The organism is Streptomyces sp. NPDC007917, assembly GCF_042959105.1.
Lineage (GTDB): Bacteria > Actinomycetota > Actinomycetes > Streptomycetales > Streptomycetaceae > Streptomyces.
In genome coordinates this window covers 207,204-222,146 of the sequence record NZ_JBIBKK010000010.1, presented here as the reverse complement: position 1 = coordinate 222,146, position 14,943 = coordinate 207,204, and the positions used below count along the sequence as shown (strand labels likewise).

Annotated in this window: 12 protein-coding genes; 5 read left to right on the top strand and 7 right to left on the bottom strand. The window is 71.2% G+C overall.

Annotated features, from left to right (window positions below; translation table 11 throughout):
- The first annotated feature begins 276 nt into the window (after window positions 1-276).
- Window positions 277-870: a histidine phosphatase family protein gene (locus ACFZDL_RS22145; RefSeq protein ID WP_353593637.1), complete on the top strand. Its 594-nt coding sequence runs from the start codon at window positions 277-279 to the stop codon at window positions 868-870.
- 16 nt (window positions 871-886) lie between these two features.
- Here ACFZDL_RS22145 and ACFZDL_RS22140 read toward each other — a convergent pair whose 3' ends face one another.
- Window positions 887-2,278, bottom strand: coding sequence for a hypothetical protein (locus ACFZDL_RS22140; RefSeq protein ID WP_353593636.1), 1,392 nt, complete (start codon window positions 2,276-2,278; stop codon window positions 887-889).
- Between the two features lie 209 nt (window positions 2,279-2,487).
- Here ACFZDL_RS22140 and ACFZDL_RS22135 point away from each other — a divergent pair, with 209 nt between their 5' ends.
- The gene (locus ACFZDL_RS22135) at window positions 2,488-2,907 is read left to right on the top strand and encodes a hypothetical protein (RefSeq protein ID WP_353593635.1); all 420 of its coding nucleotides are present in this window, start codon (window positions 2,488-2,490) and stop codon (window positions 2,905-2,907) included.
- A gap of 77 nt (window positions 2,908-2,984) precedes the next feature.
- Complete coding sequence (locus tag ACFZDL_RS22130; protein WP_353593634.1) at window positions 2,985-3,881, top strand: fused MFS/spermidine synthase; 897 nt, start codon at window positions 2,985-2,987, stop codon at window positions 3,879-3,881.
- A 76-nt stretch (window positions 3,882-3,957) separates the two neighbouring features.
- On the opposite strand, the gene ACFZDL_RS22125 is transcribed toward ACFZDL_RS22130, so the two are convergent.
- From ACFZDL_RS22125 to ACFZDL_RS22105, 5 genes are all read right to left on the bottom strand, one after another.
- Window positions 3,958-5,631, bottom strand: a complete 1,674-nt coding sequence (locus ACFZDL_RS22125; protein WP_353593633.1) for a ubiquinol-cytochrome c reductase cytochrome b subunit — start codon at window positions 5,629-5,631, stop codon at window positions 3,958-3,960.
- Window positions 5,632-5,792: 161 nt separating this feature from the next.
- On the bottom strand, window positions 5,793-7,196 hold the full coding sequence (locus ACFZDL_RS22120; protein ID WP_353593632.1) for a GH1 family beta-glucosidase: 1,404 nt from the start codon (window positions 7,194-7,196) through the stop codon (window positions 5,793-5,795).
- A gap of 154 nt (window positions 7,197-7,350) precedes the next feature.
- Window positions 7,351-8,268 (bottom strand): carbohydrate ABC transporter permease, encoded by a 918-nt coding sequence (locus ACFZDL_RS22115; protein ID WP_353593631.1) that lies wholly within the window; start codon window positions 8,266-8,268, stop codon window positions 7,351-7,353.
- A gap of 18 nt (window positions 8,269-8,286) precedes the next feature.
- On the bottom strand, window positions 8,287-9,312 hold the full coding sequence (locus ACFZDL_RS22110) for a sugar ABC transporter permease (protein WP_353593630.1): 1,026 nt from the start codon (window positions 9,310-9,312) through the stop codon (window positions 8,287-8,289).
- A 7-nt stretch (window positions 9,313-9,319) separates the two neighbouring features.
- Complete coding sequence (locus ACFZDL_RS22105) at window positions 9,320-10,657, bottom strand: extracellular solute-binding protein (protein ID WP_353593629.1); 1,338 nt, start codon at window positions 10,655-10,657, stop codon at window positions 9,320-9,322.
- Between the two features lie 281 nt (window positions 10,658-10,938).
- On the opposite strand from ACFZDL_RS22105, the gene ACFZDL_RS22100 reads away from it, so the two are divergent.
- Window positions 10,939-11,985: a LacI family DNA-binding transcriptional regulator gene (locus tag ACFZDL_RS22100; protein WP_353593628.1), complete on the top strand. Its 1,047-nt coding sequence runs from the start codon at window positions 10,939-10,941 to the stop codon at window positions 11,983-11,985.
- Between the two features lie 263 nt (window positions 11,986-12,248).
- Here the strand turns inward: ACFZDL_RS22100 and ACFZDL_RS22095 are convergent, their stop codons facing one another.
- Complete coding sequence (locus tag ACFZDL_RS22095) at window positions 12,249-13,727, bottom strand: MFS transporter (protein ID WP_353593627.1); 1,479 nt, start codon at window positions 13,725-13,727, stop codon at window positions 12,249-12,251.
- A 97-nt stretch (window positions 13,728-13,824) separates the two neighbouring features.
- Here ACFZDL_RS22095 and ACFZDL_RS22090 point away from each other — a divergent pair, with 97 nt between their 5' ends.
- Complete coding sequence (locus ACFZDL_RS22090; RefSeq protein WP_353593626.1) at window positions 13,825-14,835, top strand: AsnC family transcriptional regulator; 1,011 nt, start codon at window positions 13,825-13,827, stop codon at window positions 14,833-14,835.
- Window positions 14,836-14,943 lie beyond the last annotated feature (108 nt).

Genomic DNA, 14,943 nt, shown 5'->3' with positions numbered 1-14,943 from the left:
AAAAGATCAGGCGGCCAAGAAGTGGCGCGCGGTCAACCGTACGGTGTAGGCCAAGCGGCTTGCGCACCGCCCCCAAGATGCGTCCGGAAAAAGCGGGTCGCCGCTGTTGGAAGCCCCCGACATCCCCTGCCCGGCATCCCCTGACGGACGGGTGCGCGATCAGGAAGACGCTGGGATCGCCCCCCAGGTTGCGTCCGGAACGCGTGAGCGATGATGGGACGGTACGGCGCTGCCGCCCCGGTGAGGCGCTCCCGATCCGGTGAAAGGCGATCCCCCATGGCACCCCGCATCCTCCTGGCCCGGCACGGACAGACGGAGTGGTCGCTGTCCGGGAAGCACACCGGCCGCACCGACATCCCGCTCCTGGAGGAGGGCCGGCGCGGCGCCAAACTGCTCGGCGAGCGGCTGCACCACGCGCCGTGGGAGGGCCTGCCGGGCGTCGAGGTGCGCACCAGCCCGCTGGTGCGGGCCAAGGAGACCTGCGAGCTGGCGGGGTTCGGGGACCGGGCGCGGGACTGGGACGCGCTGCTGGAGTGGGACTACGGCGCGTACGAGGGGATGACCCCCGCCGAGATCAAGGCGCTCCGGCCCGACTGGCTGATCTGGCGCGACGGCGTCCCGGAGGGCGAGACCCTGGACGAGATCGCGGCGCGGGCGGACGCGGTGGTCGAGTGGGCCCGCTCGGCCGACCGGGACGTACTGGTCTTCGCGCACGGCCACATCCTGCGCACGCTGGGCGCGCGCTGGCTGGGCCTCGACGTGGCCTTCGCGGCCCGCATCCGCCTGGAGCCGACCTCCCTGTCCGTCCTGGGCTGGGCGTACGGCGAACCGGCCATCGAGCGCTGGAACGACACGGGCCACCTGGGCTGACGGGCGGGCCGCGGACTCAGGGGCGTTTCGGCGTCCCCTGTCCTGTCGGCTCGTAGCGGGCGAGGAAGTCGGCCACCACCGCGTTGCGGCCGTGGGGGCGCAGGACGCGGGCGGTGTCGTCGAGCATCAGCCGGATGCGGGCGGACTTGACCTGGTCCATCAGCTCCAGGGCGCGGCCCGCGGCGGCGGCCGCCTCGTCCGGGGCGCCGTCCGCGAGCAGGTCGCTGGCCAGCTCCGTGGTGAACAGGGCGATGTTGCGGGTGAAGTGCGGGTTCTGCAGGGCGACCGCGCGTCGGGCGTGCTCGACGGCCCGGCCCCAGTCGCCGAGCGCCGACCAGCACTGCGCCTCCAGGCCCTCCAGTTCGGCCTCTCCGTAGAAGGTCATCCACTCGGGGTCGGCGTCGGACGGGCCGCGGCTGAACAGCGCCTGGGCGCGCAGCAGGGCGCGCTCGCAGCCGGACCGGTCGGTCAGCCAGGCCCAGCCGCCCGCCTCGCGCAGCGCGATCAGCGACAGCAGCCGCGGCGAGGCGAGGCGGCCCGCGGCGCGCTGCGCCGCCTGGGCGGCGCGTACGGCCTCGCGGGGGCGGCCCGCGTCGCGGGCGAGGAAGGAGGCGTTGCAGAAGGCGTGCGCCTCCAGGGCGGGGTCGCCGGTGACGCGGGCGGTGGCCAGGGCCTCCGCGTAGTGCGCGCGGGCGTCGGTCAGCCGGCCCGAGTCATGGGCCAGCCAGCCCACCGAGATGGCCAGTTCGCCGGCGCCCGCGTACAGCCGGTCGGCGATCGAGCGGCGCCGCGCGCCCGCGTCGAGCAGGGCGTACGCGGCGTTCAGCGGCTGGGCGGTGTGCGGGTAGATGCTGTCCGCGCCGTGCCGGTCGTCCAGCAGCCGGATCCGGCGGACGGCCTCCTCGACGGCGGCGGCCTCCGGCTCGCCGACCCGGCCGCCGGACCCGCCGACGGGTTCCTGGAACAGGAAGGGGCGGCGCAGCGGATCGCCGTCCCCGGCGGCGGCCGCCCGGCGGCCGGGGCCGGTCGCGGGTCCGGGGGCCCGCCCCGGGCCCGGGGCGGGGGCTGACGCGGGGGCTGTCGCGGGCATGGGCTGCGCCGCCGCGGGCCAGGCCTGGCGGCCGCGTACCGCCTCGCGCGGCGAGAACCCCAGGTCCGTCAGCGTGCGGCCGGGGAACATATGGCGGAAGACGCGCTCGTAGGCGTAGTTGGGGCAGCGGATCGCCCCGGACTCGACGCGTCCGATGTAGCGGGCGTCGCAGGAGACCTGTTCGCCGATCTCCCGCGCGGCTCTGCGTACGGCCGCCGCGAACTCGGACGGGGAAAGCTGTCCGCGCAGCCGCCGGAAGGCGGTGTTCGGCCGCGGCGCTGAAGGCTGCGGCGGCGAAGACGCTGGAGGCGGCGTCATGGCGGCCCCTCCCTGACGGTGCTCCCGTGTGGGCGAGAGGAGAACCGTACCGGCTGAGGCGCGCCCGACACTCGGACGGTACGGATGAAAACGGTGAATATCGCCCACGATGTGCCATGAAGTGCCATCCTTTATGGCGGCATTCGGCCGTAGCCGTTGACACTGTCGTGCGTTGAGCTCTTTGCAACCCGTCGGAGAGGGAGGCCGGAGTGGACATCAGTGGCTCGCGGACGGCTGCTCAGCATCTCCCGTGTAAGGACTGTGACCTCGTGACCGTGCCCGCCCGCCAGGGGCTGGAGGCGGTGGACATCCTGCGTCGCGTGCGCGACGGCGTCGGCCCCGTGCTGCACGACAACGCCTGCGACACGCTCGGCTTCGTGGTGCCCGCCGGCACCGCCGCGGGCTGGGACCTGCCGGGCAGCGAATGCGCCGAGACGCCTGGGTGCGGGGTCCGTCTGAGTACGGGCGGTGCCGCCGAGGAGGGCGGCGGCGCGTCACCGCCGCTGACCGGCACCGGCTGGCTGGTGCCGCCGGGCGACGCGTACACCGGCGCGACCGACCCGGTACAGCTGCGCGCCGCGCTCGGGGAGGCCGCCCGTCTGATCGAGGCCGTCGACCGCTGCCAATGACCGGCCGCCGCCGGTGACCCGCCGCCCATGACCGGCCGCCGCCCATGGCCCGTGCCGCTCACCGCATACTGGAGCGCATGGCGAAGGGCGTACGGAAGCGGGCGTCGGCCGTGCGGGAGCGCGGACCGGCGCGGGCGCGCGCCCTGGAGCCGGTCACCGCGCCGGTGGACGGCGGGCTCGCCGAGCTGGTGCCCGACCGGGACCGCCCGCGTGCGTGGACCCTGCTGGTGGACGGCAAACCGCAGTCGCATGTGGACCTCGACGACCCGTCGTACCTGGACTTCGAGTACCAGCGCCGGCTCGGCCACATCGCCGATCTCGCCGCCCCGCCCGGCCGCCCGGTCCACGCCGTCCACCTCGGCGGCGGCGCCTTCACCCTCGCCCGCTACATCGCGGCGACGCGGCCCCGCTCCACCCAGCAGGTGGTCGAGATCGACGCCCCGCTCGTCCAGTTCGTACGGCGTGAGGCGCCGCTGAACCCCGCCGACCGGATCCGGGTGCGCGGCGCGGACGCGCGGGCGGGCCTGGCCAAGGTGGCCGACGGCTGGGCCGACCTGATCATCGCCGATGTCTTCAGCGGGGCCCGCACCCCCGCCCATCTCACCAGTGTGGAATTCCTCGCCGAGGTGCGCCGGGCGCTGCGCCCCGACGGGCTGTACGCCGCCAATATCGCGGACGGCCCGCCGCTCGCTTATGTGCGCGCCCAGGTCGCCACCGCGCGCGCGGCGTTCGCCCACGTGTCGCTGACCGCCGACCCCGCCGTGCTGCGCGGCCGCCGCTTCGGCAACGCCGTCCTGCTGGCCGCCGACCGCGAGCTGCCCGTCGCCGAGCTCACCCGCCGCGCCGCCGGGGACCCCCACCCGGCGCGGACCGAACACGGCCGCGCCCTCGCGGATTTCACCGGGGGCGCGGCCCCGGTCACCGACGCGACCGCCGCGCCCTCCCCGGCGCCCCCGCCGAAGGTCTTCGACTGACCGGGCCGGCTCACCGCGACGGTGTGCCCGGGACCGGAACGGGAACCGCGGTGCGCCGGCGCGGCGCGCCGACCGGTCAGTGAGCCGGTTCGCGCTCCTCGGGCTCCTCGTGGTGGTGCTCCCGGTACTCCTCCACCGTCGCCTTGGGGATCTGTCCGCGCGAGCCGAAGTAGCTGCGGGACAGCCTGGCGCGCAGCTTCTGCTTCCGGGACGCCTTCCGGGGGATTCCGGCCTCGTCGATCTCCGCCGGGAGCTCCAGGGGCTCCTGCTGGTCGTGGGCGGTCAGGGTGTACCGCTCGGCCTGGGTGAGCGGTTCGTGGATCTCGATGTACTCGCCGTGCGAGAGGCGCTTGATGATGCCGGTCTCGCGGCCGTGCAGCACCTTCTCCCGGTCCCGCCGCTGGAGGCCGATGCACCACCGCTTGGTGACGATGAACACGATCACCGGCACCGCGAAGAAGGCGATCCGCGCGGCCCAGGTGACCGCGTTCAGCGACAGGTCGAAGTGCGTGGCGAAAAGGTCGTTGCCGCCCTCGACCAGCAGGACCACGTACAGGCCCACCCAGGCGGCGCCGAACGCGGTGCGGGTCGGGGCGTTGCGGGGGCGTTCGTTGAAATGGTGCTCGCGCCTGTCGCCGGTGATCCATGCCTCGAGGAACGGATAGAGCCAGATGACCAGCAGCACCGTTGGAAAGATCACCAGGGGGATGAAGACCCCCAGGACCAGGGTGTGGCCCCACAGATTGATCTCCCAGCCCGGCATCACGCGGATCAGGCCCTCGGAGAATCCCATGTACCAGTCGGGCTGGGCGTCGGTGGACACCTGGTCGGGCCGGTAGGGGCCGTAGAGCCAGATCGGGTTGACGCTGGCGACGGCCGACATGATGACGTTGACGCCGAAGACGAGAAAGAAGAAGCCGCCGGATTTGGCGACATAGATGGGCCACAGGGGCGGCCCGACGATGTTCATGTTCTTTCTCCCCGGCCCCATGTGGTGGGTGTGCTTGTGGTAAACGAGCACGATCATGTGGACGGCGAGCAGACCGAGCATGATGCCGGGCAACAGCAGGACGTGGAAGGTGAAAAGCCGCGGAACGATGATGTCGCCGGGGAACTGGCCGCCGAAGACGAAGAAGACCAGATAGGTGCCGATGATCGGCACCGACAGCATGGCACCTTCCAGAAAGCGCAGGCCCGTGCCCGAGAGCAGATCGTCGGGCAGGGAGTAGCCCAGGAATCCGTCGAACATACCGAGGATCAGCAGGCCGGCGCCGGAGAGCCAGTTGATTTCACGCGGCTTGCGGAAGACGCCGTTGAAGAAGGTGCGCATCATGTGGATGAGCATGCTCGCCACGAAGAGGATGGCCGCCCAGTGGTGAATCTGCCGGATGAGCAGCCCGCCGCGCACATCGAAGCTGATGTCCAGGGTCGTCTTGTACGCCTCCGACATGCGGATGCCGTTCAGCGGCCGGTACGAGCCGTGATAGACGACCTCGTTCATGCTCGGTGTGAAGAACATGGTGAGGTAGACGCCGGTCAGAATGATGATGATGAAGGTGTAGAGGGCGATTTCGCCGATCAGATAGGACCAGTGGTCCGGGAAGACCTTTCTCAGCTGGGCCTTGCCCATCTTGTAGAGGCCGATTCGCCCGTCGAACCAGTTGGCGAGAGCCTCCCCCTTGCCGACCCGTTCGGTCCGGCTGGGGCCGTCTTGGTGTGCGGTCGGTCGGCGCCCCGGTTCTGCTCTCATGCCTCACCCTCGTCACCGAGTCTGGATATGCCAGATTTACCAGCACATTCCGGTCGGCGACCATGCGCGGCGGGCCCGCGTAGGCCGTACGGAGGAAAGGCACGCCCGTATGCCGGTACGGGCTCGACCCGGTCGCCGGACGCGACCGGGTCACCTGCGACTTACGCGTCCGGCACTTCACCCGTACGGGCCACCTGCCCGTACCAGTGGGCGCTGGCCTTGGGCACGCGGGCCAGGGTCGCGTAGTCGACGTAGACCGCGCCGAACCGCTTGCTGTAGCCGTACGCCCACTCGAAGTTGTCCATCAGCGACCACAGGAAGTAGCCGCGCAGATCGGCGCCGTCCGCGATGGCGCGGTGGGCGGCGGCCAGATGGACGCGCAGATAGTCGATGCGCTCCTGGTCGTGGACCACGCCGTCCGCGTCCGGCTTGTCGTCGTAGGCGGCGCCGTTCTCGGTGATGTAGAGCGGTACGCCCGGCGCCTCGCGGGTGTAGCGCATCAGCAGCTCGTGCAGCCCGGTCGGGTCGACCGTCCAGCCCATCTCGGTGCGCTCGCCCGGGACCTGGTGGAAGGCCACCTGCTCCGAGCCGGGCCAGGGGGAGTGCTCGCTGGCGCCGTGGCCGTCGTGGCGGGTGGCGGGCCCCTCGCCGGTGGGGGCCGACACCAGGGACGTCGTGTAGTAGTTGATGCCCAGTGCGTCGAGGGGGTGCTTGATGGCGGCGAGGTCGCCGTCGCGCACGAAGGACCAGTCGGTGATGGACGCGGTGTCCGCGATCAGATCGCTCGGGTAGGCGCCGCGCAGCAGCGGGCCCGAGAAGACCCGGTTGGCGAGCGCGTCGATGCGCCGCTGGGCGTCGAGGTCCTGGGGCTGCTGGGTGAGGGGCCTGACCACTGCCGGGTTGAGGCTGATGGCGACCTGGGCGCGGGCGGGCAGCGCGGCGCGCAGCGCCTGGGCGCCGAGGCCGTGGGCGAGGTTGAGGTGGTGGGCGGCGCGCAGCGGGGCGAGCCGTTCGGTGCGGCCCGGGGCGTGCACCCCGGAGCCGTAGCCGAGGAACGCGCTGCACCACGGCTCGTTGAGGGTGATCCAGAACTCGACGCGGTCGCCCAGCGCCTCGGCCACGATCCCGGCGTACTCGGCGAACCGCTCGGCGGTCTCCCGCTCCGGCCAGCCGCCGGTGTTCTCCAGCTCCTGGGGCAGGTCCCAGTGGTAGAGGGTCAGCGCCGGCTGGATTCCGGCCGCCAGCAGTTCGTCGACCAGCGAGCGGTAGAAGTCGAGCCCGCGCTGCACGGCGGGCCCGCGGCCGGTGGGCTGGACGCGGGACCAGGAGACCGAGAAGCGGTACGCGCCCATGCCCAGCTCGGACATCAGACGGACATCGTCGCGGAAGCGGTGGTACTGGTCGATGGCGATGTCGCCGGTGTCGCCGCCGATCGTCTTGCCTGGCGTATGGCTGAAGGTGTCCCAGATGGACGGGGTGCGGCCGTCCTCCTGTGCGGCGCCTTCGACCTGGTAGGAGGCGGCGGCCGAGCCCCAGAGGAAGCCAGGGGGGAAGGTCAGCGTCATGGAAGCGCTCCCATTCGATGTTGTGGTGCGGGGCGGAAGGGAGGGGGGTTTTGGGTGAGGTGAGACGACAGGGGGGTGGGTCACGGCGCGCCGGCCAGGTCGTGACCGGCGCGCCGGGTCTGGTCGGGCCGAGGGCGGAAGCCGGTGTGGAGCGTCAGCCCTTGACCGCGCCTTGCATGATGCCTCCGACGATCTGCTTGCCGAAGAGGACGAAGGCGATCAGCAGTGGCAGCGTACCGAGCAGCGCGCCGGCCATGATCAGCGACTGGTCGACGGTGTAGCCGCGGCCGAGGCCCGTCAGGGCCACCTGCACGGTCGGGTTACCGGCCTGGGTGAGGGCGATGATGGGCCAGAAGAAGTCGTTCCACGCCTGGACGAAGGTGAGCATACCCAGCACGGCCATGGCGGGACGCGCCACCGGGAAGACGATGTGCCAGATGATCCGCAGACTGCTGGCGCCGTCCACGCGCGCGGCCTCGATCAGCTCGGTCGGCAGCGCCTGGGTCAGGTACTGCCGCATGAAGAACACGCCGAAGGCGCTGACCAGCGTGGGCAGGATGACCGCCTGTAACTGGTCGGTCCACTCCAGCTTGGCGATCGCCATGTACAGCGGGACCACGCTCAGCTGGGGCGGCACCATCATCGTCCCGATGGTCAGCATCAGCATCAGGTTCTTGAACCGGAAGCGCAGCTTGGCGAAGGCGAAGCCGGCGATGGTGGAGAACAGCACGGTGCCTGCCGTGATGGTCCCCGCCACGATGGTGGTGTTGAGCAGCGCGGAGCCCATGTTGACGTCGTTCCACGCCGTGTCCAGGTTCTTGAAGAGATTGCCGCCGAACCAGAAGGGCGGTGGCGTCTCGGCGAGCCGGGTGCTGGTGCGGGAGGCGGCGATGGCCGTCCACACCAGCGGGAAGAGCGAGCCGATGGTGAACAGGATCAGCACGGCATAGGTGATCTTGCCACCGTGCAGCTGCCGGCCGGCGCCTTTGGGCCCCTTGCCCGCCTTGCCGTCCGGGCGTTTTCCGCCCTTGGTGGCCTCGGCGGCCCTACCGGAAGAGATAACAGCGCTCATGGTTCTCCCTCGGGCAACTCACTGGCTCTTGCGCAGCCGTCGGGCCACGAGCGCGTTGACGGCGGCGATCAGCAGCAGGATCAGGAACATCGTCCAGGCGATCGCGGAGGCCCGGCCGAGGTGCAGGTTCACCCAGCCCTGCTCGTACAGGTACAGACCGAGCGTCTGGTACTGGTGGTCGGGGCCTCCTGAGGCCCCGGCGCCGCCGTTGAACAGCAGCGGCTCACCGAAGAGCTGGGTGGCCCCGATCGTCGAGACCACGACCGTGAACAGGATCGTGGGCCGCAGCGAGGGGATGGTGACGTGGATGAACTGCTGCCAGCGCGAGGCGCCGTCCAGCGCCGCCGACTCGTACAGATCGCTGGGCACGGCCTGCATGGCGGCCAGATAGATCAGCGCGTTGTAGCCGGTCCACCGCCAGATGACGATGGTGGACACCGCGAGCTGCGAGGTCCAGGTGCCGTTCTGCCAGTCGATGTTGTCGATCCCGACAGCCCCGAGCGCCCAGTTGATCATGCCGTAGTCGCGCCCGAAGAGCAGCACGAACACCAGCGTCGCGGCGGCCACCGAGGTGGCGTACGGGGTGAGGATCGCCACCCGGAAGAACATCGAGCCGCGCAGCTTGTAGTTGAGCAGATGCGCGAGGCCCAGCGCCATCAGCAGCTGTGGAACGGTCGAGATCACCCCGATGGTGAAGGTGTTCTGCAGCGCGTTCCAGAAGAATTCGTCGTCCCACAGCCGGGAGTAGTTGTGCCACCCCGCCCACTCCATATGGGTGGGGTCGGTGAGCTCCACCCGGTGCAGCGAGGCCCAGCCCGTGTAGAGCAGCGGAAAGAGCCCGAAGGCCGCGAAGAAGAGGAAGAACGGGGCGACGAAGGCGTACGGGGAGTACTTGATGTCCCAGCGGTAGCGGCGGCTGCGCCGGGCGCGCCGCCGCTCCTCGCCCGGATCGGGGGCCTTGGCGGCCACGGCGCGCGGGGCCGCGCCCCCCTGCCCTGTGGGGGGCGCGGCCGTACCAGCAGTGAAACCGGAAGGGGGTGTCATCCCGGAATCACTGGTCCAGTGCGTTGTCGATCGTCTTGGTGGCGGCCTTCCAGGCGTCCTTGGGGGACTTGCCCTGCTGGTCCACCTGGAGCAGCCCGATGTCGGCGATGTTCGACCCGATGATCTGGTCCTTCGGACCGAGGACCTGGGTCGGGATGCCCTTCGCGGCCTCGGCGAAGATCTTGCCGGTCGGCGCGTTGCCGAAGTACGGGTGCTTGGCGTCGCCCACCTGGGGCAGGCTGTACGCGGCCTGGGAACTCGGCCAGCTGGCCTGCTTCTCGAAGACCTTGGCCTGCTGCTCGGGCGCGGTCAGCCAGGCGGCGAGCTTCATCGCCTCTTCCTGGTGCTTGGACGCCTTCGGCACGGCGATGAAGGACCCGCCCCAGTTGCCCGGCTTGGGGGCGGCGGCCACGTCCCACTTGTCCTTGGCCTTGTCCCCGGCCTTCTCCTTGATGTGGCCGAGCATCCACGGCGGGCAGGAGACGGTGGCGAACTTGCCGTTCGCGAAGGCCTGGTCCCAGGACTTCTGGAACTGCTGGAGCTTGGCGGTCAGCTTGTCCTGCGACGCGGTGGTCGCGAGGTTCCACGCCTCCTTCACGGCGGGGCTGTCCTTGTAGATGACCTTGCCGCTCTCGTCGTAGTAGCGCTTGGCGTTGCTGGAGATCACCGCGTTGTAGACACCGCCGGCGGAGTCCACGAAGGTGGTGTCGCCCGGCGCCTTCTCCATGTACCGCTTGCCGGTCTCGATGTACTTGTTCCAGTCGCCTGCCCACAGCTTGGCGACCTCGGTGCGGTCGGTGGGCAGTCCGGCCTGCTGGAAGAGGTCCTTGCGGTAGCAGACGGCCATCGGGCCGATGTCGGTGCCCAGGCCGATCGTCTTGCCGTCCTTGGTGGTGCCCTGGGCCCACTTCCAGTCGAGCCAGTTGTCCTTCTTGACCCCGGGCGCCTTGGAGAGGTCGACGAACTTGTCCGCCTGGGTGGTGGTGATCTCGGTGATATTGGCGATCTCGATGGCCTGGATGTCGGCCAGGCCGCTGCCGGCTCCCAGATGGGTCAGCAGCTGCGGATAGTAGTTCTCGTTCCGCTCGATCGACGTTTCCTCGATGTTGATATCGGGGTGGAGCTTCATGTACTCGTCATAAAGCCCGGCCTGCTTGTAGCCGAAGACGCCGAAGGTGCCGACCGTGATGGTCGTTCCCCCCTTGTTGCCGCCCTTGCCGCCGCCGGACGAGCCGGTCTCGTCATCGCTGTCGTCGGCACAGCCCGCGAGTAACCCGGCGCCCAGCGCCGCCACGGCCGCGAGGGTCACCGCCCGCCGTCGGTACGTACCAGAACTTCTGAACATTCGCGTCCTCCTTGACGCCCTGACGTACCGGTCCCGGCCAAAAGGTGGCAGTGCGTGGGGGTTTGTGGTGCATCGGCGCGGGCGGGCAACGTGCGGGTTGTGTATGGCTCAGGTACTGTGGGAGCGCTCCCAGGTTGATGTGTTGAAGGGTCGCGGCTCCCCGCTGGGGTGTCAAGGGAGCATGCGGAAACTTTTCGGTCCCACTCCTGCTGTTGAATGGCCCAACAGCTCCCCACGCGGGGTGGTTCTGCTCGGTGTACCCGGACGGCTGGAGGCGCGAAATGGCAGGAACCCGACGGCGCGGTGTGGGGCGCGCGAGGCCCACGCTCGAAGAGGTCGCGGCCCGCGCGGGGGTGGGCCGGGGCACCGTGTCCCGGGTGATCAACGGCTCGCCGAGGGTCAGCGACCGTACGCGCACGGCGGTCGAACAGGCGGTCGCCGAGCTGGGGTACGTCCCCAACAGGGTGGCCCGCGCGCTGGCCGCCAACCGCGCCGACGCGGTCGCGCTGGTGATCCCCGAGCCCGAGACCCGGCTGTTCGCCGAGCCCTACTTCTCGGACATCATCCGCGGCGTGGGCGCCGAGCTCGCCGAGGCCGATCTGCAGCTGCTGCTGACCCTCCTGCGCACCCCCAAGGAGCGCCAGCGCTTCGCCGAGTACCTGTCGGCGCACCGGGTGGACGGGGTGCTGCTGGTGTCGGTGCACGCGGACGACCCGCTGCCCGATCTGCTGGAGCGCATAGAGATGCCCGCGGTGCTCAGCGGCCGCCGCTCCGCCCATGAGTCGGTGCCCTACGTCGACTGCGACAACACGGGCGGCGCCCAGTCCGCGGTCGAACACCTCATCGGACGCGGCCGCTCCACGGTCGCCACGATCACCGGGCCGCTGGACATGTACGTGGCGCAGTGCCGCCTCGACGGCTATCGCGCCGCCATCCAGGCGGCGGGCCAGGAGGTGGACCCGGGGCTGATCGTGGCCGCCGACTTCACCGAGGAGGGCGGGCGCCGGGCGATGAGCGACCTGCTTGAGCACCGCCCGGGCCTCGACGCCGTCTTCGCGGCCTCCGACGTGATGGCCGCCGGCGCCCGCCAGGTGCTGCGCGAGCGGGGCCGCCGGGTGCCGGACGACGTGGCGCTCGTCGGCTTCGAGGACTCGGCCGTCGCCCGCCACATGGACCCGCCGCTGACCAGCGTCCGGCAGACGACCGAGGAGATGGGGCGGGCCATGGTCCGGGTGCTGCTGGAGGAGATCGAGGCACAGGGCGAGCGCACCTCGAAGCGGCCGCAACTGGTGCTGCCGACCGAGCTGGTGCGGCGCGGGTCGTCGTAGGGGCGCGCTCCGCTGCGCCTTCGCTGCCCTGCGCCTGTGCCTGTGCGCCGTCTCGCGGCATTCGGCTCAGGCGGGCGCGGCTTTCGTCTCGGACCCTCCGGGTCCAAAGCGCCGGCAGGAAGGGGGAAGGGGGGCGGCCGGCCCGGTGCCCCGATTCCTCGGCGCTCCGCCGCGACTGCTGCCGCGCGATGGTTGAGCGAGGAGTCCAGCGGTGCGCTGGGCCGGGGCCCGGGAGCGCGACGGAGAAGCGAGGCCCTCGGGGATCAATGAGTAGCCGTGGCATCGGGAACGAAGGGCTGATCCGGGCTCGTGGGCGATGGGCGCCGCCGCGGGAGCATCATGGCCGTGGTCACCGCGGTGGCGAGGATGAGCGCGGCGGCGAGGCAGAAGGCGTTGCGAGCGCCGGTGAGCGCGGCGGCGGCCGGGGTGGGGTCGCCGGGCGCGGCGGCATGGAAGAAGAGACTGCCGAGCAGGGCGACGCCGAGAGTGCCGCCGAGTTGCTGCACCGCGTTGAGCAGGCCGGCGGCGGAACCCGTCTCGTGGGGGCGGACTCGGTGCAGGGCGGTGGTGAAGAACGGCACGGCGTACAGGCCCTGACCGATCCCGGCCACGGCCAGCGCGGGCAGCAGCAGCCAGGGGTAGGAGTCGGGCGGGCTGGTGGCGTACACGGCGGCGGCCGATACGACTCCGGCGAGCAGGGCCAGCAGGCCGAGGCTCATGACCCGGGCCCCGTAACGGGGTACGAGCCAGGCGCCGGCGACCCAGGACGACAGCGCCATCATCGCCGACCACGGCAGCAGCGTGAAGCCGGCCGAGAGGACGTCGCGGTGCAGGCCCAGCTGCATCTGCACCACGGCCACCAGCATCAGACCGCCCACCACCGCGAAAAACAGCACGCTGGACACCAGCGCGGCGGTGAAGCCGCGGTCGGCGAACAGGCCCGGCTCGATGAGCGGGCTGCGGCCGCCGCGGGCCCTCCGCCGTTGATGTGCGGCGAAGCCCGCCAGCACCGCGCCGCCGGCGGCGAGCATGGCCCAGCACCAGCCCGGCCAGCCATACGCGCCGCCCTGGATGAGCGGATAGACCAGCAGGCTGCTGCCAAGGACCGCCAGCGCCGTGCCGGCGTGGTCCAGCCGCGGTCGAAGCGCGGCACGGTCCTCGCGCAGCAGCGGCGTGGCCGCCAGCACGGCGACGCCCAGGGGAACGTTGACGAGGAAGACCGCGCGCCAGGAGGAACCCAGCACATCTGCTCGGGTCAGCGCGCCACCAACCATCGGGCCGGTCACCGCGGCGAGCCCCATGACCGGCCCGATGGTGCCCATGGCCCGGGCCAGTGCTGGGCCGGTGAACATGGCGCGGATCATGCCGATGGTCTGCGGAATGATCAGTGCGGCTGCGGCGCCCTGCACCGCCCGCAGGGCGATCAGCGCCGCCATGGATGGTGCGAGCGCGCACCCCAGTGAGGCCAGGACGAAGCCGGCCATGCCGAGGCGGAACACCCGCCGCCGGCCGAGGATGTCACCCAGCCGCCCACCGGTGATGAGGAAGACGGCGAACGGCAGGGTGTACGCGGCACTGAGCCACTGGATGCTGGAAGCCGGACCGCCCAAACCGGCTCGGATCACGGGGGCGGCGACGGTCATGATGGTGGCGTCGAGGAGGTTCATGGCCTCGGCGACCAGCAACACGCCGAGCGCGGCCCAGCGCCGCTGCAGCGGCGGGATGGTGGTGGAGTACGACATGCGCCCGACAGTGCACGCCGCCGCCGGGACACCTCCACTTTGAGCGGCTGGATTGCTGAATCATTCCATCGGAATCTCTCTGGTGCATGATTCTCACATGCTGGACGACATCGACCGTGGCATCATCCACGCCTTGCGCATCGACGGGCGGGCGCCCTTCAGCGCGATCGCCGACGTCCTCGACGTCTCGGCGCAGACGGTCTCCCGCCGCTACCGGCGGCTGTGCGCAGACGCCGAGTTGCGGGTGGTCGGCCTGGCCGAGCCGCAGCGCAGCGACCGCACCCAGTGGCTGCTGCGGCTGACCACGGGCCCGCGCGCCGCTCAGGACCTTGCTGAAGCGCTGGCCCGCCGCGCCGACACCTCCTGGGTCAAGCTCGCCTCGGGCGGCACCGAGATCGTCGCGATCGTGCACACCTCCACCGCCGACGGGCCCGCCGGGCACGCGCTGCTGTTGCACGACATCCCGCGCACGGCCGGCATCACCGCAGTCTCCGCACATTGCGTGCTGCACACCTACCTCGGTGGGCCCACCGCATGGTCCGGCCATCAACAGGCCCTCGACGCCACGCAGCAGCGCCGCCTGCGCACCGCTGTAGCTGAGGCGGCGTCTGTCACCGCCGCCCCTGGAGCGCGGGCGGCCCTCAGCGATGCCGACTCCGATCTGCTCGCTGCCCTCCAGCGCGACGGTCGGGCGAGCCTCAGCAGCCTTGCCGCAGCCACCGGTTGGTCGCCCGCCACCGTCGCGCGCCGACTGGAGCAACTGCGGGCCGGCGGCCGGCTCTTCTTCGACGTCGAACTGGACTCCACCCTGCTGGGCGTCGCCACGCAGGCACTCCTGTGGATGGCCGTCGCCCCCGCCCACCTCGACCAGGTCGCTCGTACCCTGGCCCGGCACCCCGAGCTGGCCTATGTGGCCGCCGTCACCGGTCCCCACAATCTCACCGCCCATGCCCTGTGCCCCGACCCGGCGGCGCTGCACCGCTACCTCACTGAACGCCTTGGCACCCTGAAGGCGATCCGCACCCTGGAGACCGCGCCAGTGCTACGCACGATCAAGATGGCCGGACCGCTCCCGGCCACCGGCAAGCCGCCTGTGCGACGCCGCTGACTCGTGCCAGACGAGGCGCGGCCCGCGGCGACCGGCCGGCCACCGCGCGGCAGCAGTCGCGGCGGAGCGCGGCGCAGCCACCCGCAGCGAAACGCAGCCGCATGCCGA

Bases quoted from the DNA above. Each gene is read 5' to 3' on its own strand.
- ACFZDL_RS22145 (WP_353593637.1), top strand. From the start codon at position 277: ATGGCACCCCGCATCCTCCTGGCCCGGCACGGACAGACGGAGTGGTCG.
- ACFZDL_RS22090 (WP_353593626.1), top strand. From the start codon at position 13,825: ATGCTGGACGACATCGACCGTGGCATCATCCACGCCTTGCGCATCGAC.
- ACFZDL_RS22140 (WP_353593636.1), bottom strand. From the start codon at position 2,278: ATGACGCCGCCTCCAGCGTCTTCGCCGCCGCAGCCTTCAGCGCCGCGG.
- ACFZDL_RS22125 (WP_353593633.1), bottom strand. From the start codon at position 5,631: ATGAGAGCAGAACCGGGGCGCCGACCGACCGCACACCAAGACGGCCCC.
- ACFZDL_RS22115 (WP_353593631.1), bottom strand. From the start codon at position 8,268: ATGAGCGCTGTTATCTCTTCCGGTAGGGCCGCCGAGGCCACCAAGGGC.
- ACFZDL_RS22120 (WP_353593632.1), bottom strand. From the start codon at position 7,196: ATGACGCTGACCTTCCCCCCTGGCTTCCTCTGGGGCTCGGCCGCCGCC.
- ACFZDL_RS22110 (WP_353593630.1), bottom strand. From the start codon at position 9,312: ATGACACCCCCTTCCGGTTTCACTGCTGGTACGGCCGCGCCCCCCACA.
- ACFZDL_RS22095 (WP_353593627.1), bottom strand. From the start codon at position 13,727: ATGTCGTACTCCACCACCATCCCGCCGCTGCAGCGGCGCTGGGCCGCG.
- ACFZDL_RS22100 (WP_353593628.1), top strand. From the start codon at position 10,939: ATGGCAGGAACCCGACGGCGCGGTGTGGGGCGCGCGAGGCCCACGCTC.
- ACFZDL_RS22130 (WP_353593634.1), top strand. From the start codon at position 2,985: ATGGCGAAGGGCGTACGGAAGCGGGCGTCGGCCGTGCGGGAGCGCGGA.
- ACFZDL_RS22105 (WP_353593629.1), bottom strand. From the start codon at position 10,657: ATGTTCAGAAGTTCTGGTACGTACCGACGGCGGGCGGTGACCCTCGCG.